This is a genomic window from Rhodococcus sp. JG-3 (assembly GCF_000482405.1).
Taxonomy (GTDB): Bacteria; Actinomycetota; Actinomycetes; order Mycobacteriales; family Mycobacteriaceae; genus Rhodococcoides; species Rhodococcoides fascians.
In genome coordinates this window covers 494,329-515,606 of the sequence record NZ_KI519398.1, presented here as the reverse complement: position 1 = coordinate 515,606, position 21,278 = coordinate 494,329, and the positions used below count along the sequence as shown (strand labels likewise).

At 64.6% G+C, this 21,278-nt stretch carries 20 protein-coding genes; 8 read left to right on the top strand and 12 right to left on the bottom strand.

Annotated elements, in window-relative coordinates:
- The gene (locus K414_RS0103680) at positions 1–609 is read left to right on the top strand and encodes a TetR/AcrR family transcriptional regulator (RefSeq protein WP_027494714.1); all 609 of its coding nucleotides are present in this window, start codon (positions 1–3) and stop codon (positions 607–609) included.
- Positions 610–736: 127 nt separating this feature from the next.
- Here K414_RS0103680 and K414_RS0103675 read toward each other — a convergent pair whose 3' ends face one another.
- On the bottom strand, positions 737–1,102 hold the full coding sequence (locus tag K414_RS0103675) for a MerR family transcriptional regulator (RefSeq protein WP_027494713.1): 366 nt from the start codon (positions 1,100–1,102) through the stop codon (positions 737–739).
- Between the two features lie 61 nt (positions 1,103–1,163).
- Here K414_RS0103675 and K414_RS0103670 point away from each other — a divergent pair, with 61 nt between their 5' ends.
- The 3 genes from K414_RS0103670 (at position 1,164) to K414_RS0103660 (ending at position 4,400) form a co-directional block, all read left to right on the top strand.
- The gene (locus K414_RS0103670; protein WP_027494712.1) at positions 1,164–2,060 is read left to right on the top strand and encodes a polysaccharide deacetylase family protein; all 897 of its coding nucleotides are present in this window, start codon (positions 1,164–1,166) and stop codon (positions 2,058–2,060) included.
- Positions 2,061–2,124: 64 nt separating this feature from the next.
- Positions 2,125–3,246 (top strand): HoxN/HupN/NixA family nickel/cobalt transporter, encoded by a 1,122-nt coding sequence (locus tag K414_RS0103665; protein WP_051365299.1) that lies wholly within the window; start codon positions 2,125–2,127, stop codon positions 3,244–3,246.
- Between the two features lie 53 nt (positions 3,247–3,299).
- Positions 3,300–4,400 (top strand): lipase family protein, encoded by a 1,101-nt coding sequence (locus K414_RS0103660; protein WP_143537114.1) that lies wholly within the window; start codon positions 3,300–3,302, stop codon positions 4,398–4,400.
- On the opposite strand, the gene K414_RS0103655 is transcribed toward K414_RS0103660, so the two are convergent.
- From K414_RS0103655 to K414_RS0103640, 4 genes are read right to left on the bottom strand one after another with little or no spacing between them, the layout of a single operon-like run.
- The gene (locus tag K414_RS0103655; RefSeq protein ID WP_027494709.1) at positions 4,397–5,212 is read right to left on the bottom strand and encodes an SDR family oxidoreductase; all 816 of its coding nucleotides are present in this window, start codon (positions 5,210–5,212) and stop codon (positions 4,397–4,399) included. The two genes, K414_RS0103660 and K414_RS0103655, sit on opposite strands and share 4 nt — an antisense overlap.
- Complete coding sequence (locus tag K414_RS25955) at positions 5,209–6,816, bottom strand: bifunctional 3-(3-hydroxy-phenyl)propionate/3-hydroxycinnamic acid hydroxylase (RefSeq protein ID WP_051364918.1); 1,608 nt, start codon at positions 6,814–6,816, stop codon at positions 5,209–5,211. Before K414_RS25955 ends, K414_RS0103655 begins: the two co-directional genes overlap by 4 nt.
- Positions 6,813–7,748, bottom strand: coding sequence for a fumarylacetoacetate hydrolase family protein (locus tag K414_RS0103645; protein ID WP_027494708.1), 936 nt, complete (start codon positions 7,746–7,748; stop codon positions 6,813–6,815). The genes K414_RS25955 and K414_RS0103645 overlap by 4 nt, the downstream gene beginning before the upstream one ends.
- Entirely contained in the window at positions 7,745–8,878 is a 1,134-nt protein-coding gene (locus K414_RS0103640) for a VOC family protein (RefSeq protein ID WP_027494707.1), read from the bottom strand. The genes K414_RS0103645 and K414_RS0103640 overlap by 4 nt, the downstream gene beginning before the upstream one ends.
- Before the next feature lie 124 nt (positions 8,879–9,002).
- Between K414_RS0103640 and K414_RS0103635 the strand changes: the two genes are divergently transcribed.
- The gene (locus K414_RS0103635) at positions 9,003–9,647 is read left to right on the top strand and encodes a TetR/AcrR family transcriptional regulator (protein WP_027494706.1); all 645 of its coding nucleotides are present in this window, start codon (positions 9,003–9,005) and stop codon (positions 9,645–9,647) included.
- Between the two features lie 16 nt (positions 9,648–9,663).
- On the opposite strand, the gene K414_RS0103630 is transcribed toward K414_RS0103635, so the two are convergent.
- The 4 genes from K414_RS0103630 to K414_RS0103615 are packed head-to-tail and all read right to left on the bottom strand — an operon-like array spanning position 9,664 to position 14,053.
- On the bottom strand, positions 9,664–10,497 hold the full coding sequence (locus K414_RS0103630; protein WP_027494705.1) for an SDR family NAD(P)-dependent oxidoreductase: 834 nt from the start codon (positions 10,495–10,497) through the stop codon (positions 9,664–9,666).
- A complete protein-coding gene (locus K414_RS25950; RefSeq protein WP_051364917.1) occupies positions 10,494–12,017 on the bottom strand; it encodes an NAD(P)/FAD-dependent oxidoreductase in 1,524 nt (507 codons plus the stop codon). The genes K414_RS0103630 and K414_RS25950 overlap by 4 nt, the downstream gene beginning before the upstream one ends.
- Before the next feature lie 15 nt (positions 12,018–12,032).
- Complete coding sequence (locus tag K414_RS0103620) at positions 12,033–13,142, bottom strand: PDR/VanB family oxidoreductase (RefSeq protein WP_237606121.1); 1,110 nt, start codon at positions 13,140–13,142, stop codon at positions 12,033–12,035.
- The gene (locus K414_RS0103615; protein ID WP_027494703.1) at positions 13,139–14,053 is read right to left on the bottom strand and encodes a metal-dependent hydrolase; all 915 of its coding nucleotides are present in this window, start codon (positions 14,051–14,053) and stop codon (positions 13,139–13,141) included. The genes K414_RS0103620 and K414_RS0103615 overlap by 4 nt, the downstream gene beginning before the upstream one ends.
- 102 nt (positions 14,054–14,155) lie before the next feature.
- Here K414_RS0103615 and K414_RS0103610 point away from each other — a divergent pair, with 102 nt between their 5' ends.
- From K414_RS0103610 to K414_RS0103600, 3 genes are read left to right on the top strand one after another with little or no spacing between them, the layout of a single operon-like run.
- The gene (locus K414_RS0103610) at positions 14,156–14,737 is read left to right on the top strand and encodes a TetR/AcrR family transcriptional regulator (protein ID WP_027494702.1); all 582 of its coding nucleotides are present in this window, start codon (positions 14,156–14,158) and stop codon (positions 14,735–14,737) included.
- Between the two features lie 23 nt (positions 14,738–14,760).
- Entirely contained in the window at positions 14,761–15,807 is a 1,047-nt protein-coding gene (locus K414_RS0103605; protein ID WP_081371250.1) for an ABC transporter substrate-binding protein, read from the top strand.
- A 10-nt stretch (positions 15,808–15,817) separates the two neighbouring features.
- The gene (locus tag K414_RS0103600; protein ID WP_027494700.1) at positions 15,818–16,705 is read left to right on the top strand and encodes a siderophore-interacting protein; all 888 of its coding nucleotides are present in this window, start codon (positions 15,818–15,820) and stop codon (positions 16,703–16,705) included.
- A 38-nt stretch (positions 16,706–16,743) separates the two neighbouring features.
- On the opposite strand, the gene K414_RS0103595 is transcribed toward K414_RS0103600, so the two are convergent.
- From K414_RS0103595 to K414_RS0103585, 3 genes are all read right to left on the bottom strand, one after another.
- Positions 16,744–18,291, bottom strand: coding sequence for a long-chain fatty acid--CoA ligase (locus K414_RS0103595; protein ID WP_027494699.1), 1,548 nt, complete (start codon positions 18,289–18,291; stop codon positions 16,744–16,746).
- A gap of 134 nt (positions 18,292–18,425) precedes the next feature.
- A complete protein-coding gene (locus K414_RS0103590) occupies positions 18,426–19,055 on the bottom strand; it encodes a helix-turn-helix domain-containing protein (protein ID WP_027494698.1) in 630 nt (209 codons plus the stop codon).
- A gap of 28 nt (positions 19,056–19,083) precedes the next feature.
- Positions 19,084–21,258 (bottom strand): 3-hydroxyacyl-CoA dehydrogenase NAD-binding domain-containing protein, encoded by a 2,175-nt coding sequence (locus K414_RS0103585; protein WP_037218860.1) that lies wholly within the window; start codon positions 21,256–21,258, stop codon positions 19,084–19,086.
- Between the last annotated feature and the right edge of the window lie 20 nt (positions 21,259–21,278).

Sequence of the window (21,278 nt, the reverse complement as noted above, 5' to 3'; positions counted from 1 at the left end):
GTGGCAGTGCAGGAGATCGAGGTCAAGCCGGCCACTGTGCGTGAGCAACGCAAAGCCGAACGTCGGCAGCAACTGCTCGATGCCGCGGCATCGCTGTTCGCCGAACGCGGGTTCGCGTCGGTGCGGCTCGAGGATCTGGGTGCAGCCGTCGGCATCAGTGGACCGGCCGTCTATCGCCACTTCCCGAACAAGGAGGCGGTGCTCGTCGAACTGATGGTCGGAATCTCGGAGTATCTGCTCGACGGCGGTCGCGAGGTGGTCGGCTCGCGGAAGGTCGATGAAGAGACGGTGTCGGCTCTGGTCGATTTCCACCTCGACTTCGCCTTCGAGACACCGGCTTTCATTCGGATTCAGGATCGCGACCTGCAGAGCCTCCCTGAGGGGGCGCGACGCAAGGTGCGCCGCATGCAGCGCGAATACGTGGAGCTGTGGGTGTCGACCCTGTGTGCCGTCGACCCGGAACTGAACGAGGCCGATGCCCGAACTACCGCGCACGCGGTATTCGGACTCATCAACTCCACGCCCTACAGCGCGGGCCGCACGCCTTCGCGCAATGCTCGACCGGTGCTTCGAGCAATGGCATTGGCGGCATTGGGGGTATTGCACTGACCTCAGCGCCCACAATTCGACTACGTAAGCGGGATTCCGCCTGCAGACACGAATTGTGGACACTCAGCACACCTTCGATGCCCCCTGGTTGCGAGCGAGGCGTCGCTGTCGATCGAATCGAGCCAAACTATTGAGACTCGCCCGCCGCAGCGTCGATGATTTCGTCGAGTGTGTCGCGGGAACGCTGGAGGTTCTGTATGGCCGCGTCGACCCGCGCCCGCTCTGAGGCCAACATCTCGGACAGCCTTTCTGTGGCGGTGTCGGATGGCCCGCCGTCGATGTCTCGCATGCACGGCAAAAGAGCGGACACGGTTCTACTGGAGACTCCTGCGGCGAACAGGTGCTGGATGTGCACGACTCGATCGACTGCCCACTCCGAGTAGAGCCGCTGGCCGGAGGGTGAGCGATCCGAAGCCAGTAGTCCTTGCTGCTCGTAGTAGCGCAAAGACCGCTCACTGACTCCTGTCCTGCGTGCCAACTCCCCGATTCGCATGGTTCGGTTATACCTTCGACGGTTGACTCTGACATGGGTGGCAGGTCTTACCGTGTCGTCCATGACAGACCAGCCACGCTTCGAGCCGCCGTACATTTACAGCCCCATCGTCGACAGAGCCCCGATCGTATGGCCCGGGTCCGCGCGGGTCGCGGTATACGTCGGGCTGAACGTCGAGCACTTTCTCTTCGACGAACCGTCGACCAGCATCTGGCCGAGCAGTTCGGCCCTGACTCCGGACGCGCTCAATCACGGGTGGCGTGATTACGGTGCCCGCGTCGGCATCTGGCGCACAATGGAAAGTCTCGATCGTCATGGAATTCGTCCCAGTGTTCTGCTCAATTCAGATGTTGTCGAGCACTATCCACAGATCATCGACGCTGGTCTGAAGAGACACTGGACATGGCTCGCGCACGGACGCACGAATTCGAGGTTGCACAGTGGACTCGAACCGGACGAAGAGCTGCGTGTACTGGGCGAGGTAACTGACGTCATTCGCGGAGCGACAGGCACCGCTCCTCGCGGTTGGATGGGCCCAGGGCTGACCGAGACCCATCACACTCCGGCCATTCTCGCGGAGCTGGGGTACCGATATGTCCTGGACTGGACCAATGACGACCAGCCGTACCCGTTGACAACCCCAGGGATGCTCAGCGTTCCGTACACCGTCGAACTCAACGATCTCCTGCTTTTCGGCAAAGGGCTCACCGGTCCGGATTTCTTGCAGATGGTGGTGGACTCTTACGAACAACTGCGTGCGGATTCGACGACGAGCGGACGGGTTCTGCCTCTTGCTTTGCACCCCTTCGTGATCGGGCAGCCTTTCAGGCACAAGTATCTCGATCTCGCGTTGGCCTACCTCGCGGCTCAACCCGATGTCTGGTTGACCACCAGTGACGAGATCGCCGACGAATACATCCGGCAGTCGGAAGGCTCAGATCCTCCTGAAGCATCCTGACCACGTGTCGCCGCGCCCTTCGTTCGAGTCGGCATACCCGCGTGCATCGGAGACAATGATCGACATGACGACCCAACTTTCGCCCGTCGAGATCGGCCGACGGCAGAGTCGATTCACTCGTGACGAGGTGCCGCGACTGCTGGCGATGGCCGGCTTCATCGCCGCTCTGCATGTGATCGGTTGGGGCCTGTTCACCCACTACGACTCGATTCCCAGCATCCACGGCCTCACCGGAGCCGACGGCACTCTCGTCTACGCCGGAGCCGGCGTGCTGGCGTACACCCTCGGTCTCAGGCATGCGTTCGACGCCGATCACATCGCCGCCATCGACGACACCACCCGCTTTCTGCTGCAGAAGGGCAAGCGGCCGTTGGCCGTCGGGCTGTTCTTCTCGCTCGGACACTCGACGGTCGTGTTCGTGTTCGTCGCCGCGATTGCCTTCGTCGCGTCGCAGGCGACGGCGTTTCAGGACGCGTTCGCCGGGGTCGGCGGCATCATCGGCACGTTGGTGTCGGGAACCTTCCTGTACCTGATCGCCGCGCTGAACATCGCGGTCCTCGCCGGCATCGTCGGAGTCTGGCGGCGCGCGAAACGCGGTGACGTCACCGAGGCCGGGCTCGACGAGCTGTTGGCCAAGCGCGGCTTGATGAATCGACTGTTCCGGGGCCGCTACGACAAGATGATCAACCATTCGTGGCAGATGTACCCGCTCGGCTTGCTGTTCGGACTCGGTTTCGACACCGCCACACAGGTCGGTCTACTCGCGATCGCCGGCACCACCGCTATCGCCGGCGGGCTCCCGCCGATGGCCATCATCGCGCTGCCGGTCCTGTTCGCGGCGGGCATGACGACGATGGACACGATCGACGGCATCTTCATGTCCAAGGCGTACGGCTGGGCGTTCGTAACTCCGGTCCGCAAGATCTACTACAACATGACGATGACGGGCCTGTCGGTCTTCGTTGCGTTGGTGATCGGGACGGTCCAGCTGCTGACGCTGCTTGCCGAGCAGTTCGAGCTGACCGGTGGCTTGTGGGACGCACTGGCCGTCATCGACCTCAACCTCGCCGGCCAACTCGTCGTCGGCACGTTTTTCGTTGTCTGGATCGGCGCGGTCGTGTATTACAAGGTGGCGCGCATCGACGAACGCGGTGGCGCACACTCGAACGCAACGGAGACCCAGTGATTGCTCGTCGTCGGATCGGTGCCCTTGCAGTAGTTACGGCGCTGGCGTCGGGCATGGCTTCTGGCCTGCTGACCGCCCCTGCCTCCGCAGCGCCGACGATCACCCAGAACATCGGCGATGTCGTCTCCAGTCGCGCTCTACCGCAAGAATTCTGGATCCCCGGCTCGTCCTCGGCCGAGGTGCTCACCTACGTCACCACCGACACGTTCGGCGAGAAGGCCCTGAGCACCGGCACCGTCTTCCTTCCGCAGGGCACTGCGCCCGAGGGCGGTTGGCCGGTGATCTCGTGGGCTCACGGCACCTCCGGGCTCGGTGACTCGTGCGCGCCCTCGGTCGCGGGACCCGCGCTGGCCGAACGAGATCTGCCGTACCTCGGTAACTGGCTCGCGCAGGGCTACGCCGTTGTGGCCAGTGACTATGCCGGCCTCGGCACCGAAGGATTGCAGGCATATCTGGACGGGCGGACCACGGCGCACAACGTGGTCGACATGGTGAAGGCAGGCCGCAACTACAGCGATCAACTCTCGCGCAAGTGGGTGACGGTCGGTCAGTCCCAGGGCGGCGGCGCAGCGATCTACACCGCGCGCTACGCGACCGAATTCGGTGGACCGGATCTGGACTATCGCGGCGCAGTGGGCACCGGGACTCCCGCGTACATCGAGAAGCTCGTCTCGATCGGTGGACCGGGGATGCCGCCGGTGGCGCTCCCGGCCGGTCTGACCGCGTACGTCGCGTACATCGCTGCTGCTCTTCGCTATTCGCACCCCGAGCTAGGCCTGGACAATATCCTCACTCCCGCCGGAAAGAAATACGCGGATCTGGCCGAGACGGCCTGTGTCGCGGACCTCGAGGAGCAGCTCGAGGGCGTCAAGGTCGGTGATTTCTTCACTGCGCCGTTGACCAGCCTGCCGAATTTCACCGCAGTACTCGACGACTACATGGCCATGCCCGAGGCCGGCTTCGACAAGCCGTTCTTCATGGGCCACGGACTGCGGGACACCGATGTCCCGTTCCCGACGACCGCCGCGTACGTCGCCAGGCTCACCGCCAACGGTCAGCCGGTGACCTTCCGGCCCTACGACGCCGATCACAGCGGAGCGCTCGTGCAATCACAGGCCGACACGATCCCGTTCGTCGCAGGGCTGTTCCGTTAGGTCACCGGTCGCTTGGTGGGCAGTCCGTACGCCCGGGCGGTGAACTTCTCGAGCACGGTGCGCGGCAGCAGTCGCTGCGCCATGAACACCGCGGGAGCGTTGCTGCCGACGGCATAGAGGGGTCGAGTCTTCTTGTCCTCGACGGCTTTCAGGACCGTCTCGGCCACGGTGTCCGCGGAGATACCCTGTGCCTCTTTGGCGTCGAGGTGCGAGATCACCGTTGTGAAGTCGCGGAGGTACGGTGAATGCGGTCCGCAGTACTTCGTGCGGCGGGCGGAGAGTCCGGTGGCGATGGAGCCGGGTTCGACGGTGGTGATGTCCACCCCGTAGGGCGCGAGCTCGAAGCGGGCCGCCGTCGAGAAGCCCTTGATCGCTGCCTTGGTCGCGGCGTACGACGAGCGATAGGCCAACGGGAAGCTGGCCAGCATCGAGCCGATATTGACGACCTTGCCCCGACGGCGTTCGCGCATCCCCGGCAGTACGGCTTGCATGAGCTCGACGGCACCGAACACGTTGAGCTGGAACAGCCGGGTGACCGCCTCGATCGGGAGTTCCTCGATGGGGCCGCACTGGCTTTCGCCCGCATTGTTGATCAGAACATCGATCTCCACGTCGGCAAGTCCGTCGACGAACGTCCGGATGGAGTCCGGGTCGGTCAGATCGAGATCTCGGTACTCGACCCCGGGGATGGGGTCGACCACGGTGGAACAACTGCGGCTCGTGCCGATGACGCGGTAGCCGCGAGCGAGCAGTAATTCGGCGACAGCTTGGCCGATACCGGACGTGGCTCCGGTGACAAGTGCGGTGTTCATCTACGCCTCTTCGTTGCGGTGTTTCCGGTTCTCGGGGTGGCTACTGCCGCCGTGGGAGTGGTTCGATCGATTCTTCGCAACCTGGTGCTCGGAACTCGGGTGTGCAAGGCCGGCACCGACTTACCCGCCGCCATGACGGTTCGGTCCGGTCGTACGACAGCCGCTACCGCGTGACCGCGCCGCAACCACAGTCCGAGCTCGGAGGAGGCCGCGACCTCGACGACGACAGCGCCACGACGATCGACCTCGCGTCGCTGTTCGACGGTCAACGGGGTCGTCGAGACGAAGAGAAACTGTCCCGGCGCGATGCTGTCCAGTCGGGTGCCGTTGTCCAGGGAGCTGTTGGGGCACAGCGCGCCTACCACCGAACGGATCTGCGCTGCCGGACGCTGGACGAAATCGGAACGGGTGAGCGGAGGAGTGGCGCTGTCGGACACCTTCGCTCCGATGAGGGGCAGGTGGCCGAGAGCCGGTGCGAGCGTGGTGCGCAGAATTCCGGTCAGTCGGCTGCCACCGGTCATTGTCCAGCCCATGGCGACGGCCATCCGAATCATGGCCGTGGCATGAGTCTTTCGCTCGATTTCGTAACTGTCGAGTGCCGAATCGGAGACGTGCCCGTCGAGGGCCCCGACGATCTTCCAGACCAGGTTGCGCGCATCACGCAGACCCGCGCCCATTCCCTGTCCGATGAACGGTGGAGTCAAGTGCGCCGCGTCGCCGAGGACGAACACGCGTCGATCCCGCCATCGGCCGGCGACCTGCGCCCGAAATGTGTACTCGGCGCTCCGAATCAGCTCCATGGTGGGGTCGTCGACGTGCCGCAGCCACGGCGCAATGAGCGGCCGGACGGCGGCGAGATCCTCGAACTCGTCGAGGGTTTCGCCGTCGAGCATCCGAAATTCCCAGCGGTAGCGGGTGGAGCCGATCCGCATGTACGTGGCGGATCGTTCGGAGTCGCACACCTGGTGAACGCCGTCCCACTGATCGAGTTCGGCATCGGTGGCGATATCGATCACCAACCACCGTTGCGCGAACCCGAGGTCCTCCATCTTCGACCCGATGGACCGGCGCACGATGCTGTTGGCACCGTCGCAGCCCAGTACGTAATCCGCGGTCACCCAGTGTGGGGTTCCGTCCTTGGTGGATGTGTACGACACTCGGGCGGCATCTTTCAGGTTCTGCACGTCGGTGATCTCGCACCCGCCGCGCATCTCGATCGTGTCGTATCGGGCGACGTGCGTGCGCATGAGGCGCTCGAGGTCCGGTTGATCGAACATGTTCGCCTGGGGGTAGCCGTGCGGTCTGTCGTCGGGATCGCGCTCGAACTCGGCCAGGGTGCGCAGATCTTTGGTGCACAGTCGCAGCCCGCGGCCGGGACGTGAGATGCCGGCGAAATCCTCCGCGACACCGATGTCGTGCAGAATTCGGTACACCTCGTCGTCGAGATGTACTGCGCGCGGCTGCGGATAGACGTCGGCCCAGCGATCGAGCACCAGGCAGGGGATGCCGTACTGCGCCAACAGCAGAGCGGCCGTCATGCCCGTCGGGCCGGATCCGACGATGACCACCGGGTGGTGGGTGCCGTCGGATCCGCGTTCGGTCATCGGTACGAGACCCGGGTGCGCTGCACTCCCAGGTCGAGGGATCCGTCGGGGGTGGAGCACGTCAGTTCGAGAACGTCGCCGTCCTGCAGGAAGTCGGGATTCTTGGCCTGCTTCTTGAAGAACACCTTCCACTTGAGCGCCGGCGGGATCAGAGATCCGATCATCTCGATCGGCTTGGCCGGAGCCTTCAGCGCAGTACCACCGGGAGTGCCGGTGAGCAGCAGATCTCCCGCGTCGAGCCGCTGGAACTTGCTTAGCGCCTTCAGGGATTCGACGGGACGGTAGATCATGTCGGCGACCGTACTGTCCTGTCGCACAGTCCCGTTGACGCGCAGTGTCAGAGTCAGCTCGCCGAACCGGTCGAATTCTCCGGCCTGGAGAAGGAGCAGTCGTGGGCCGACCGGCGTGAACGTGGGGTACGACTTACCCTCGTAGAACTGGGTTTTCGGTAATTGAACATCTCGCGCAGACACGTCGTTGGTGATGACGAGTCCGGCGACGTACTCGGCCACGTTGGTGGCGTCGATCTTTGTGCCGACGGTCAGCGTCTTGCCGAATACCAGGCCGATCTCGATTTCGTAGTCGAGGAGTTTCACGTGCGTCGGCTTGACGATGTCGTCGGTGGGGCCGCTGATCGAACCGGACGTCTTCCGAAAGAACGTCAGTGGCACCGTGTCGGGGTTCATGCCCGAGTCCTTGACGTGTGACACGAAATTGGTCATGTTCGCCACCACCCGGCACGGTGCGGTGACCGGGGAGACGAGCGAAAGCGTCTCCACTGCAACCACATCGGTGCCGGTACGTGCTGCGTCCACAGCGGCGCGATCGGCGAGAAGCTCGGCGGTCGTGGTTGCCGACGTGTCGATGCGCGACGCCCCGGCCGGGGTCTCGATCCACCAGGCGTCGGCGGTGCGTAGTACAGCGATGCTCATGAGGAAGCCACTTTCATCAGGCCACGAAGGCGTTCGGTATCGAACTCGTTGTCGGTGCGTAGGGAGGACAGGATCGATTTGAGCTCGTGCAGAGAGGCTTTGCTCGGGGCGATACCGAGAAAGTCCTTCGATGCCGGTGGGCCCCACTGGGCGAGGCCGGATGCCGTCATCGGTGCCCAGCCCGGTTCGAGCGAGCTGTCGAACATGTCGCCGTCGCTGAAATGCTCCACCAGGAAACCGTCGGGATCGCGCCAGTAGTCGAAGATCTGACTGCCCTGGATGTGTCTGCCGATACCCCAGGAGTGCTTGTACCCACGCTCGGTGAGGAATTCGCCACCGGCGGCGATGGCGTCGATGTCGGTCACCTGGTATGCCGAGTGCACGTACCGATTCGACGGGCCGAGAGTCATCGCGAGCGTGTGGTGATCGGACGGGATGCTGCCCCGATCGCAGCGGATGAAGCTCATCACCGGTCCGCGGTCGCGTTGGCCGTCGTAGTAGAGGAAATCGCTGACGATCAGACCCAGGTGGTGCAGGTACCAGTTCAGGTTCTCCAGGTAGTCCACTCGCTGCAGCACCACGTGCCCGAGCCGTTGGACGCGCGCGGGCTGACGCGGGGGCCTCTGGGTGGCGTTGATCCGGTTGCGTGGATCGCCGAAGTTGTAGGTGTGCGCGTCCTGGCCCGGGAGTTCGGGATGTTCGGTGTAGCCCGACACGATCTGCACAGGCTGCCCGCCCGGATCGGTCAGAGTGACGGCGATGCCGCCGAGTGTTTCGGGTAGCCGGTGCACCTGCTGCCCGGTGGCATCGGCGAGGCGGACGACGTCGGCGTCCTCGGCGGCAGCGAACGCCGCGCCGACGAACCGTGTTCGTCTGCCGCGTCGGATGATCACGCACGGCGACCCGACGTGCGTGCCGCGCAGGTGAATCTCCTCGGACGTGCGCAGTGAGACGGTGAAACCGAACGCCACCGCGAATGCCTCGGCCTTGGCCAGGTCGGGTTTGCGGAACTCGAGCCACGCGATGTCGCGCACCTTGATGATCGGGTCGGCGGCTTTTCCCGGGTGTTCGCCTGGAAGCGCGCCCTGATCCACATGCATGTTCTTGTGGCCGTCGACGTCGTGTCCCATCAGCCCTCCCTCGTTGGTGACACTATCGTCACCTATGACTAATCGGTCAGTCAAGAGTGTTGACAAATTCGTCAGCGGTGAGGAAGGGTCAAGGTGGCGACAAATGCACTCAGGAGTAGGGACCATGACCGAAACCCCGAATCGCCTCGAGCGACGCAAAGCGCGCACGCGCGGTGCCCTGATCTCTGCCGCGCAGAGCTTCATAGCCCGCGGCGAATTGCACGTGCCGATTGCCGAGATCACTCAGGCCGCAGACGTCGGCATGGGGTCGTTCTACAACCATTTCGAGAGCCGAGAGCAGCTGTTCCAGGCTGCGGTCGACGGTGCCCTCGAGCTGTTGGGCATCTACCTGGACTCGTTGAGCGACGACGAGGACGATCCCGCAGAAGCGTTCACCCGGTCGTTCCGCATCGCAGGCCGACTGTTCCGGCAACAACCGGATCTGAGCCGAGTGCTCATCCACTCCGGGCCGGAGTTGATCACCTCGAAGCACGGTCTCGGTCCGCGGGCCTCGCGCGACATCGAAGCCGGAGTACTGACCGGGCACTTCCGCGTGCAGGACACCCAGCTGGCTCTGGCTCTGGCAGCGGGGGCACTGCTGGGCATGGGGCAACTACTGCTCGAACAGCCGGAACGTAGCGACGTCGATGCCGTCGACAACATGGCGCACAGCGTGCTGCTCGCCCTCGGAATGTCCGATGCGGATGCGCGCGAGCTGTGTTCGCGAACCCTGCCTCCGCTGGACGCGGTTCCCAGCGTCGACGCGTAAGGGGCCCGTCCGGGTGTCAGTGCGCCCGGCTGTGTTCGAGGTCGCGAATGATATCGCCGACTGCGTTGTCACGCAGTAGCTTCCACTCCAGGATCGGGTTGAGGATCCCACGGAACCAGAAGTACGGTGCCCACACTGCAGGGGCGATCAGCCGTGCTCGACGCGTACGGACCGCGTCGACCAGGAGGTCCGCCGCCCGTGGGGACGGGAGTCGACGGCTCAACGGCCAGGGGAGAAAAGCACCGATCCGCTGGCCCATCGGATCGTTGTCGAGGGTGTGGCGCGCCAGATCGGTGTCGACCACCCCGAAGTACGCCAGACCGGCCGATGCACCGACCGCGGCGAGTTCGATGCGTAGCGCGCGGCCCAGTTGTTCCACGGCTGCCTTACTGACCATGTAGGCAGACCCGCCCATGCCGGGAGTGAATGCAGCACAGGACGATACGAGCAAAATGTGTCCACCACTGGTCACGATCTCGTCCGCCGCGGCGCGGACGATGGTGAGCACACCGCCGAAGTTGACCGCCATGACGGAGTCGAACACCGCGCGGTCGACGGTCCTGATGGTGGCAGGCGGCGGTGTGATGCCGGCGTTGGCGATCACGATGTCGATCCCGCCGAAGGCGCGCACCGTCGCCTGCACGCACTCCGCCATCGCCTCCGGATCCGTGACGTCCCCGGTCAACAGCAACACCCGTGCAGCACCAGCCGCGTCGGTCGGGAAATCTCGATCCACCACTGCCACGGACGCACCGGCGGCCACCAGTTTTGCTACGGTCGCGGCACCGATGCCGCGTGCACCGCCGGTCACCAGTGCGACCTTGCCGGTGAGGTCCATGTGGTTCTTCATGCGGACTCCTCGGTGACGGCGAGTGTGCCCGGCACATCGACAGTGGCACTGCGGCAGGAATAGTGGTCGAGTTCGATGGTCGACATACGACGGGTGAAGTTGCGTACCGAACCCGGCCAGTAGGTGACGTTGCGGCCCGATGGGCTCAGGTAGTAGCTGCTGCACCCACCCGAGTTCCACACCGAACCGGCCAACCGTTCGTCCGTGTAGTCCGCGAATTCCGTTTGTGCAGTGCGGGTGACGTCGATTGCGGCCAAGCGCTTGTCGTCCATCGCCCGCAGTGCTGCGAGAACGTAGTTCACCTGTGCTTCGATGGTGACGACCTGCGAGGTGTACACCACCGAATTGGGGCCGAGCACCATGAAGAAGTTCGGAAAGCCGTGCACCGTCGTCCCTCGATACGACGACATCTCTCCGTCGGGCCAGGTCTGCGCCAACGACCGTCCGCCTCGACCGACGATGCGCCGAAAGCCTGAATGCCCGGCGACGGTGAAACCTGTTCCGAGAACGATGGTGTCGACCTCGTGGACCGTTCCGTCGGTCGTGACGACGCCCTCGGGCACGACGCGGGAGATGGCGGTGGTCTCGACGGTGACGTTGTCGCGGCACAGGGCGGGGTAGAACTTGTTCGAGAACGTCGGCCGCTTGCAGCCGAATGTGTAGGTGGGAGTGAGCTTCTCGCGGAGTACGGGATCCTTCACCTGTCTGCGTAGGTGAGCCCGGCCCAGTGCGGTCAACGGCGTCAGCAGGGCGCGGTGCCGAATCAGGCCGGGCACCAGAGCTTCCTGGAACAGATCGAACGTACGACGCATGGCGCGCTGAGCCGCCGGAAACTTCCTCAGCGCGGATCTGCCGGACTCGGAGATGGGACGGTCCGGGTGGGGAAGGATCCACGTGGGCGTGCGTTGAAAAAGCGTCAGATGTGCGGCCGACGGAGCGAGTCGGGGTACGAACTGCACCGCCGATGCGCCGGTGCCGATGACGGCGAGACGCTTACCCTCGGCCGAATGGTCATGGTTCCATCGGGCCGAATGAAAGACGTTGCCTCCGAACGATTCCAGACCGTCGATACTGGGAGTGGCGGGTTCACTGAACGGGCCGAGGGCTCCGATCAGAATCCGAGAAGTCCATGTTCCGCCGCTCGTTCGCACGATCCAACGCGCCCGGTCGTCGTCCCACGTCGCGTCGAGCACCTCGTGTCCGAACCGGATTCGATCCCGGATACCGAACCGGTCGGTGCAGTCGTTGAGGTACTGCTCGATCTCGGGCTGCAGTGGATACAGGCGGGTCCAGTCCGGGTTGGGTGCGAACGAGAACGAATACAGCGCCGAGGGAATGTCGCACTGGGCGCCGGGATAGGTGTTCACGTGCCACGTCCCGCCGACCGCCCTGTCACGCTCGAAGATCAAGAAGTCGCCGCGGCCTTCCTGTTCGAGCCTGATTCCAGCTCCGAGCCCGCCGAAGCCGGCACCGATGATGGCGACGTCGATGTGCGACGCGGCAGAGTCGTTGTCGGTCATGATGTGTGGCTCCTTCTACAGATCGAGAACGACGACGTCGCCGTCGACCGCGGCGCGTGACACGCACAGGGTGAGTGAGTTCTCGCGTTCGGTGCTGCTCAGCACGCGATCGCGATGGTCGACGCGTCCGCCGGTGAGGCCGACGACGCAGGCACCGCAGAAACCTTGGCGGCAGGAGAACGGCTGATCGGGACGGACTCGTCGGAGGGCGTCGAGGGCGGTCTCCTGTGCGCCGACTTCGACGGTGTCGCCGGACCGTGCGAGCTTCAGCACGAACGGACGGCCGTCGACCACGGGGGCGGGCGCGAACAGCTCGGTGTGGAACTCCCGAACCGCGGTACTTCGGGTGGCCTCCTCGCGCAGCCGGCGCGAGAGTGCCGCGGGGCCGCAGACGTACAGGGCCGAGGATCCCGTCCCGAGATCGACGATGTCCGACGGACTCGGAAGTCCTTCCACGTCATCGGTTTTGATGATCACGTGACCGCGGGAGGTGAGCGCGGACTGCTGCAGTTCGGCGACGAACGGCAGGCTCGCACGAGATCTTCCGTGGTAGTAGAGGGTCCACCGTGTGCCGTCGGCGACGGCACGCTCGATCATGGACCGAATGGGCGTGATGCCGATGCCGGCCGCGACGAACAAGTAGTGCTCGGCGGCGGCCATGGGAAATGCGTTGCGGGGTCCACGGACTCGGAGGGTGTCTCCTGGAACGAGACCGTGTATCTCGGTGGAGGCCGTGCCGCCGGGGATCCTGCGGACACCGATGCGATACCGATCTCCTCCTGCCGGCCGACCTGCGAGCGAGTACTGCCGAACCGAGCCGGCCGGTGTGGTCACGTCGATGTGTGCACCGGGCAACCAGGTCGGCATTGCGCTCCCGTCGCTGCGACGCAGTAGAAGTGAGCGCACGTCCTCGGCCTCGTCGACGATCTCGTCGATGGTGGTCTCGAATTCGTATCCGATGCATCGGCGCGGTCGCGCCGGGGAGAGGGCGGTCACGACGGACGAGTCGGTGACCAGTCTTGCGTACACCCGAGACGCCGCAGCGATGGCTCGGAGGCCACGGCCGGGGTCGGTCACCGTGATCTCACCCAGATGGCTGTGCCTCGAGGCTGTTTCGGTGGTCACTGCTGTGCCGCCAGTGCCGCGGGTGACGTCGCCAGGTATCGCACGGCCTTGTCGATGTCGCCCATCTTGGATGGGTGAAAACCCGGTCGGATGTACAGGGCGAGTTGGACGAACAGAAACGACAGGCCAGGTATCAGTTGCTTGCGGGATGCTCGTGCGAAGGCGAGAGGCCAGGGGGTGCGAAGTCGGCGCTTCCCGGTGCGCGGGGTGGCTACCGAGTTCTTGTACAGGTACGCGGCGGTGCTGAACCAGAGCACGGCCAACCCCGCGCTGGCTATCACCGCGGTGCGGGCGCGGCGAAACGCACCCCCGTCGACGTACTGGAATGCGTCGAAGGCAACGTTGCGGTGTTCTAGTTCCTCGGCCCCGTGCCAGCGAAGCAGGTCCAGCATCGTCGGATCGACACCGAGGCGATCGAATTCGGTGTTGTCCAACAGCCATTCGCCCACTACTGCGGTGAAATGTTCGGCTGCGGCGTAGATCCCGAGGCGCTCGTTCAGCCACGCTTTGCCCGCGCGGCCGGTGAGGCCGTGATCGCCGAACACCACGCCCACCGCGAATCGAATGCGCTGCAGGATCGGCTCGATGTCGACTCCGTGCGCGACGAGGTACGTACGAAAGCTCTCGTGCGAGGACGCGTGCGTGGCTTCTTGTCCGACGAAACCGACGACCTCCTCGTGCAGTCTGCGGTCGTCGATGTACGGAAGCGCGAGGGCGAACACATCGGCCATCGCCCGTTCGCCCTCGGGCAGCACCAGGTGCATCACGTTCCAGAAGTGCGTGGCGTACCACTCGTGCGGAATGTACTGCAGCGGAACGCCGGTCCAGTCGAACGTCACTGCGCGGGCCACGATCGCGTAGGACTCGTCCAGGTGGCGCGCGTTCGGGTCGATCGCTCGGTCACGAGACATTCGAGCTCCATTCGTCGAAATGCTGATGAGGTGATGCTACATAGCAACAGATAGTGTTGCAATGTTGCATTCAATCATCGAGGGTGCCGTTAGGATCGGACGATGCATCCAGACGGTGACGACGGGCCGATCCTCGATGCCGCGTTGGAGTTGTTCGGCGAGGTCGGCATCCCCAGAACGACCATCGGGGACGTAGCCAAGCGCGCCAAGATCAACCGGGTGACGGTCTATCGCCGCATCGGATCCAAGGACGAGCTGGTGCGCGCGGTCATGGCACGTGAGTCGACGAGACTGTTCGTCGCGGTGGCGGCAGCGGCCGCCGAACAATCGTCTCGGGCGGATCGTGCCGCGCACGGATTCGCGACGACGATCGAGTCGGTGCGAACCAATCCCGTCCTGCTCAAGATGTTCGACTCCGAGAGTGCGTTGGTACTCGAACAGTTGACGACCAATGCGTCGACCCTGCTCGCGTCTGCAATAGACGCTGCCGCCCAGATCGCCCGGGGAGGGCTGGACTCGGACAGTTTCGCGGTACCCGACGCCCCGGAAATCGTGGTCCGCGTCGTGCATTCGATTCTGCTGACTCCGGCAGCCGGCGCTGCACTCGAGACGTACGACGATCTGCTGGCCTTCGCGCACCGGAGCATCGTGCCGTTGCTTGTCGGCGGTGACCACCGCGGCTAGAAGTTAGGCTAGGCTGCCCAGTTATGCCTCGATTCTTCGTGTTCCACGGCCGTGCAACCGGCCGGATGAGACGTTCCGCCTCTGCTGGGCTGTACACGCTCGTCGGCGCACTCTCTCTGGCTCTGGTCGGATGCTCGAGCGCCACGTCGGAACCGTCCGGTCCAGCCGAGGCCGCCGGCACCAGGACGGTGCAGGACTACTTCGGCTCGGTCGAGGTTCCCGAGCGACCCGCCCGGGTCGTCGCCGCCGACCCCATCTCACTGGCACTGATGCTGTCGCTCGAGGTGAATCCCGTGGCCGCGTCCTTCAACCCGCTGGCGCTACCCGCGCACGTCGACGAGCGCATCGGCGACATCGCGAACATTGCGGGTGAGGGTGGCGGCTTCGATCCCAACGTCGAGGGAATTCTGGCTCAGGACCCCGACCTGATCGTGGTGGTCGCCGGGTACGACGGCGAAGGCGAGAAGGCCTGGAACAAGGAGATCTACGACAAGCTCGCGGCCAGCGGAGTGCCGACCTACGGCTTCGCCTACAACGACGGGGTGTCGCTCGAGGATGTCTCGCACGGGGTAGCGGCCGTAGGGGATGCGCTCGGAAAGCAGAGCCAGGCAACGGACCTCATGCAGGGGCTGGCCGATCGCATGGCCGCGCTGAAGCAGCGGGTTGCCGACGCGGGCCTGGCCGACAAGCCGGTCTCCGCTGTTCGATTGAGCGAGCGTGGGGAGTACTCGATTCGCGTCGGCACGGGTGAGAGCATCGCCTTCCGCGGTGTGGGCATGGCGCAGCCCGAGGGCCAGCAGGATCCCAGTGTGTTCCGTATCGACATCACCGACGAGACGCTGAACATTCTGAACTCCGCCGACACCCTGTTCGTGTACACCGACCAGGGTGCCGACAGTGAACGGGACGCGATCAGTGCTGCACCGCTGTGGTCGACACTGCCTGCGGTGCAGCAGAATCGGGTGCACTGGGTCTCGGCGAGCGTGTGGAATTCGTCGGACCCGATCGGCCTGAACAGGATCATGGACGACATCGAAACGATGTTCGTCGAGCCGGCAGAGCAGAGCTGAACGCCCTGTCATGGCCGGTCGACGTGACGAGGGTGGATATCTCACCGCACGGGTAGTCCAATCGAAACGATTGTCACCGTCGCTGATTCGCGTCGTGTTCGATGCTTCCGCTGCACGCGGGTTCGAGTCGAGCGGAGTGCCCGACGAAATCGTGCACCTGTACTTTCCGGCCGACGGAGAGGACGTACCGCCCGAGATGACCCGACGCGACGGCGTTCTCGCGCACCATGACGACGTGGTTCGTGAATGCCGCAACTACACCGTCCGGTGCTGGGACGAGAACCGGATCACGATCGACTTCGTGGACCACGTCGGCGGCGTGGCCGCGGACTGGGCTCGCTCGGCCGAGCCGGGTACGGCGCTGGGGATGTGGGGAACACGGTCGTGGTACGAGCCGCCCGCCGACACGGAGTGGATGTTGTTGATCGCCGATCTACCGGGGCTACCCGCTCTGTGCCGTGCTCTCGAGCAGCTGCCTGCCGGACTCCGCGCGCATGCGATCGTCGAGGTGGCTCACGACGACGACGTGTTGGACGTTCGATCGGCGGCCTCGGTGACGATGGACTGGAGGGTGGCCGGAAACGGGCGCGCACCATCGCAACTCGACGATGCTGTGCGCACGTTCCGAGTTCCGGCAGGAAACGGGTACGTCTGGTTCGGCGGGGAGGCGTCGGCGGGTAGAGGCGTACGTAAGTACTTCCGCTGTGAGGTCGGCTTCCCTGCTAGCCGCATGGCCATCGTCGGCTACTGGCGAGACGACAAGGAAGCATGGATCGAACGCTATGAGAGAGTGGCCGATTCACTGATCGACGACTACGAGCGCATCGCGTCCGCTGGCATGGGTGAGGCCGAGGCCGAGATCCACTGGGACGAGATTCTCGAGCGCGCCGGACTGTGACTCAGGGACTCGTCGGACGAGCATTCACCGTCGCGTGATCACAGAACTGCGTCGGCCGATTCCTTGGCCACGTAGGCGTCACGCAGGTCGCGCTTGAGGATCTTGCCTGCTCCGCTCATGGGTAGCGCCGTCACGAACTCGATGGTGCGGGGAGTCTTGTACCCGGCAACGTAGGTGCGAGTGTGCTCGCGTAACTCGGCGGTCGTGGGTGAGAGTCCCTCGGCCAGAACGACACACGCATGAACTCGTTCACCCCACTCCTCGTCCGGAACGCCGATCACGGCGCAGGCCAGAACGGCGGGATGACGACTGAGCGCACTCTCCACCTCGGCGCTGTAGACGTTCTCGCCGCCGGTGATGATCATGTCCTTCAAGCGGTCGACGACGAACAGGAATCCGTCGGAGTCGAGGTAACCCACGTCGCCGGTGTGCATCCAGCCGTCTCGAACGGCGGCCGCGGTCTCCTCCGGCTTGTTCCAGTAGCCCAGCATCACATGACCGCCGCGGACGCAGATTTCGCCGACGTCACCGGTGGCGAGCTCCTCGTCGTCCGGGCCGAGGATGCAGATCTCCGAGTGTGGGGCTGCGCGTCCCGCCGAGCCGATACGTTGTCCAACATGATGTTCCGGCCACAGCAGAGATGCGACCGGGGCGAGTTCTGTCATGCCGTAGGCCTGCGTGAGGCGGGCCTGCGGAAGCCTGGCGAGGGTCCGTTCGAGAACACCGGCGGAGATGGGGGATCCTCCGTAGAGCACACGGCTCAGTGACGAGGTGTCGAACTCGCTCAACGTGGGGTGGTCGACGAGCAGCTGAATCATGGTGGGAACCAGCAACACATCGGTGACGGAGTGCTGTGCGATCGCGCCCAGTACCGCTGTCGGTTCGAAGAACGGAACCATGACATGGGTGCCACCGAGCATGACCTGCCCTACCCATGCAGCCAGATCGGCGAGATGGAACATCGGTGCGGCGTGGAGCAATACCGACGCGTCGTCGAGCAGCTGTCCGGTGGCCACCGTCCCCAGGCCGGAGGTCACCAGATTCGCGTGGGAAAGCATGACGCCCTTGGGGAATCCGGTGGTGCCGCCGGTGTAGAAGAGGCCGGCCAGGGCGTCGCCGCTGCGTCGTACATCGGGAACGGGACCGTGGGATGCCACCAGATCCTCGTACGACACCATGCCGTCAGGGGTGGAGCCGTCCCCGCAGTAGACGACGGTGGCCAGGTCGGGACACGACGCGCGTAGAGCCGAAACCATTGCGCCGAAGGTGTCGTCGACGATGAGTACCTTGGTGGCGGAGTCGTTGAGTGCATACGCAACTTCGACGGGTGACCACCGAATGTTGACGGGATTGAGCACGGCATCGGCCCACGGGACCGCAAGCAGGTACTCGGAGTAGCGGTCACTGTTGAACGCCAGCATTGCCACTCGATCGCCGCTCTCGACTCCGACGGAATGCAGACCGGCCGCCAACCTCGCCACACGATCGATCTGTTCCGAGAAGGTGCGCACGCGATCGCCGAACACCGTTGCTGCGCGATCAGGTGTGGTGGCTGCGGAGCGATGGAGGCCTTGAGTGAGATACATGGCGAGGTCCCTTGTGCGAGAGGGGGCGCGGTACGCCCGAGTGAATACGGTCACAGTTCCACCTTGTTGGCGTGGTGTCAATAGCGAAGCCGTGGGTGATCGACGGGATGTGAACCGTGAAAAGGATTGCCCAGCTACCGTTCTGGGGCGTTGTCGAGAGAGCGTGCGGTGGAGAGAACGGTGACGAGCACGTCTGTCAGAAGTGTTTCCACCTGGTCCCGGGTCAGCGTGCCGCGCACCAGCCACTCGCGACCTGCCGCCTTCACCATGCCGCCGAACGCCCGCACTGCCGATGCTGCGATGCGTCTGTCGCCGCGTTGTGTCTCGAAAGCCGTTGCGTCCAAGACACGCTCGGCCGCAAGGTCGTCCGCCTCGTCCAGAATCTGTGCCACCTGTTCGTCCACGCCCGAGCCGCTCGCCACCGACACCCACGCCGTTCCGTGTGCCTCGATGACGCCCACCAGCCAGTGCACACTCCCGCGAGCCCTCTCCTCGACCGAGCCCGTGGGCAAGTGCACGTCCTCGATCGGCGGCACGGTGACCAGGAAACGAACACACTCGAGGTACAGATCGCGTTTGCTACCGATGTAGTGATGAATGAGCCCGCGTGCAACACCCGCAGCCGCAGCCACGTCGGCCATGGAGACCTCGGCGTACGGCTTGTCGCCGAACAAGCGAACGGCGGCGGCCAGGATCTGGGTCCGTCGCTCGTCGGGTTCCAGTCGATTCCACTTGGGTGTGCTTGCAGCCGGCATGGTTGTCATGATCGCACCGAACCGAGCGAGCGCGATCTCAGAGGTACCGCTCGGTGCGCGCTCGCAGCGACCTTGGTACGACGAACCTGTCGCCGTATCGCGCCCGCAACTCGTCGGCTCGGTGCACGAATCCCGGGAGACCGCCGTCGAACTGGTTGACGAATTGCAGCACACCGCCGGACCAGGCAGGGAAGCCGATACCCAGAATGGACCCGATATTGGCGTCGGCGACGGTTCGGAGAACGCCCTCGTCGAGGCACGCGACCGAATCCAGCGATTGGGCGACGAGCATGCGATCCATCATGTCCTCGAACGGAATTCCGTGTTCGGGGTCATGGTAGTGCTCCACCAGGCCCGGCCAGAGCCGGACCTTGCTGCCGTCGTCGGCGTACTCGTAGAACCCGCGCCCCGCCTTGCGGCCTGGACGGTCGAATTCGTCGACGAGGCGATCCACCAGCGCGTAGGAGTTCGAGACGATCCAGGGGCGACCGTCCGCTCGAGCGGCCTCGGCCATGCCCTCGCGGATGTGCCGCGACAGGGTCAACGAAATCTCGTCCATCAGAGCCAGTGCGCCGGACGGGTAGCCGGCCTGGAGTGCGGCCTGCTCGACGGTGGCCGGATGCACGCCCTCCGCGACCAGCGAGATCGCCTCGTCCATGAATCGGCCGATGACGCGGGTGGTGAAGAAGCCGTGACTGTCGCCGACGACGATGGGTGTCTTGCCGATCAGGCGGACGAAGTCGAATGCGCGGGCAAGAGCGGAGTCGCTGGTGTGTTCTCCCACCACTATCTCCACCAACGGCATCTTGTCGACGGGGGAGAAGAAGTGCGTGCCGATGAAGTCGCCGGCTCGCGAAACAGATTGCGAGAGTACGGTGATGGGGAGGGTGGAGGTGTTCGAGCACAGCAGCGCGTCGGCGGTCAGGTACTTGTCGACGTCCTCGAAGGCACCCTGCTTGACGGCGGGATCCTCGAACACTGCCTCGACGACCAAGTCGCAACCCTCGGCGTCCGCCGCGTCGGAGCTGGGGGTGATGAGCGCGAGCACCGCATCGGCATCGGCCTGGCTTGTGCGGCCTTTCGCGACGGCTTTGCCGAGAACCGAACGTGCATAACTCTTCCCGCGCTCGGCGGATTCGATCGAGACATCACGGAGGATCACCGGAACCCCGGCCGAGGCGACGACGTAGGCGATGGCGGCACCCATCATTCCGGCCCCGATCACCAGCACTTTCTCGGGAACTCGATGTGGTTCGGCCGGAGGGCGGGAAGCGCCTTTGGTGATGGAGCCGAGATCGAAGAACATCGACTGGATCAGGTTGCCCGAGATCGGCCCGCAGGCGAGCGACGTGCAGTAGCGGGTTTCGACGAGCGAGGCGGCGTCGAAGTCGAGTACCGATCCTTCCACTGCCGCGGCAACCACTGCGATGGGGGCAGGCATCGGCGCGCCCTTGACCTGTTTACGCACTGTTGCCGTGAGTGCCGGCAGCTGCGCGGCCACAGCCGGTGCTGACGCCGTACCGCCGGGGATCGTGAATCCCGCCCTGTCCCAGGGCTGGAGGGCCCCGGGATTGGCGGTGATCCATGAACGTGCCTGCGCCATCATCTGCTCGTGGGTGTCGACGACCTCGTCGATGAGTCCGAGTTCGAGGGCCTGCGCCGGCCGATATCGCTGGCCCTGGCCCACCACCTGTGTCAGAGCCTTGACGATGCCGAACATCCGAACCGTTCGGGTGACGCCACCGGCCCCGGGCAGCAACCCGAGGGTCACCTCGGGCAGCCCGAAGCGAGCCTTGCTGTTGTTCAGCGCAATTCGATGGTGGCAGGCCAGGGCGATCTCGAAGCCGCCGCCGAGTGCGGTGCCGCCCAGTGCGGCCACGACCGGCTTGCCGAGCGTCTCGAGCCGCCGAAACTTGTCCTTCGTGAAATCGAGCGCACCTGCGATGGCTGCATGGTCGGACGGACCGGCGTCGCGCAGCAATTCCAGGTCGCCGCCGGAGAAGAACGAATCCTTGCCCGACGTGACGATGATGCCGTCGAACGCATCGAGGTTGGTCTCGAGCCAGTCGACGGTGCGCTCGAGCGATTCACCGAATGCCGCGTTCATGGTGTTCGTGGAATGCGCAGGATCGTCGATCGTCAGCACGACGATACGATCTAAGCCGATCTCGCCGGTGATGGTGGAAGTGTGCAGTGCGGCTGGGCTGTTCATCGGATCCTCGGGTCGGTGCG

Coding starts and splice junctions, on each gene's coding strand:
- K414_RS0103635 (WP_027494706.1), top strand. CDS start 9,003: ATGACCGAAACCCCGAATCGCCTCGAGCGACGCAAAGCGCGCACGCGC.
- K414_RS0103615 (WP_027494703.1), bottom strand. CDS start 14,053: ATGTCTCGTGACCGAGCGATCGACCCGAACGCGCGCCACCTGGACGAG.
- K414_RS0103605 (WP_081371250.1), top strand. CDS start 14,761: ATGCCTCGATTCTTCGTGTTCCACGGCCGTGCAACCGGCCGGATGAGA.
- K414_RS0103610 (WP_027494702.1), top strand. CDS start 14,156: ATGCATCCAGACGGTGACGACGGGCCGATCCTCGATGCCGCGTTGGAG.
- K414_RS0103630 (WP_027494705.1), bottom strand. CDS start 10,497: ATGAAGAACCACATGGACCTCACCGGCAAGGTCGCACTGGTGACCGGC.
- K414_RS0103590 (WP_027494698.1), bottom strand. CDS start 19,055: ATGACAACCATGCCGGCTGCAAGCACACCCAAGTGGAATCGACTGGAA.
- K414_RS0103660 (WP_143537114.1), top strand. CDS start 3,300: ATGGCTTCTGGCCTGCTGACCGCCCCTGCCTCCGCAGCGCCGACGATC.
- K414_RS0103585 (WP_037218860.1), bottom strand. CDS start 21,258: ATGAACAGCCCAGCCGCACTGCACACTTCCACCATCACCGGCGAGATC.
- K414_RS0103645 (WP_027494708.1), bottom strand. CDS start 7,748: ATGAGCATCGCTGTACTACGCACCGCCGACGCCTGGTGGATCGAGACC.
- K414_RS0103600 (WP_027494700.1), top strand. CDS start 15,818: ATGGCCGGTCGACGTGACGAGGGTGGATATCTCACCGCACGGGTAGTC.
- K414_RS25955 (WP_051364918.1), bottom strand. CDS start 6,816: ATGACCGAACGCGGATCCGACGGCACCCACCACCCGGTGGTCATCGTC.
- K414_RS25950 (WP_051364917.1), bottom strand. CDS start 12,017: ATGACCGACAACGACTCTGCCGCGTCGCACATCGACGTCGCCATCATC.
- K414_RS0103675 (WP_027494713.1), bottom strand. CDS start 1,102: ATGCGAATCGGGGAGTTGGCACGCAGGACAGGAGTCAGTGAGCGGTCT.
- K414_RS0103670 (WP_027494712.1), top strand. CDS start 1,164: ATGACAGACCAGCCACGCTTCGAGCCGCCGTACATTTACAGCCCCATC.
- K414_RS0103655 (WP_027494709.1), bottom strand. CDS start 5,212: ATGAACACCGCACTTGTCACCGGAGCCACGTCCGGTATCGGCCAAGCT.
- K414_RS0103665 (WP_051365299.1), top strand. CDS start 2,125: ATGACGACCCAACTTTCGCCCGTCGAGATCGGCCGACGGCAGAGTCGA.
- K414_RS0103595 (WP_027494699.1), bottom strand. CDS start 18,291: ATGTATCTCACTCAAGGCCTCCATCGCTCCGCAGCCACCACACCTGAT.
- K414_RS0103640 (WP_027494707.1), bottom strand. CDS start 8,878: ATGGGACACGACGTCGACGGCCACAAGAACATGCATGTGGATCAGGGC.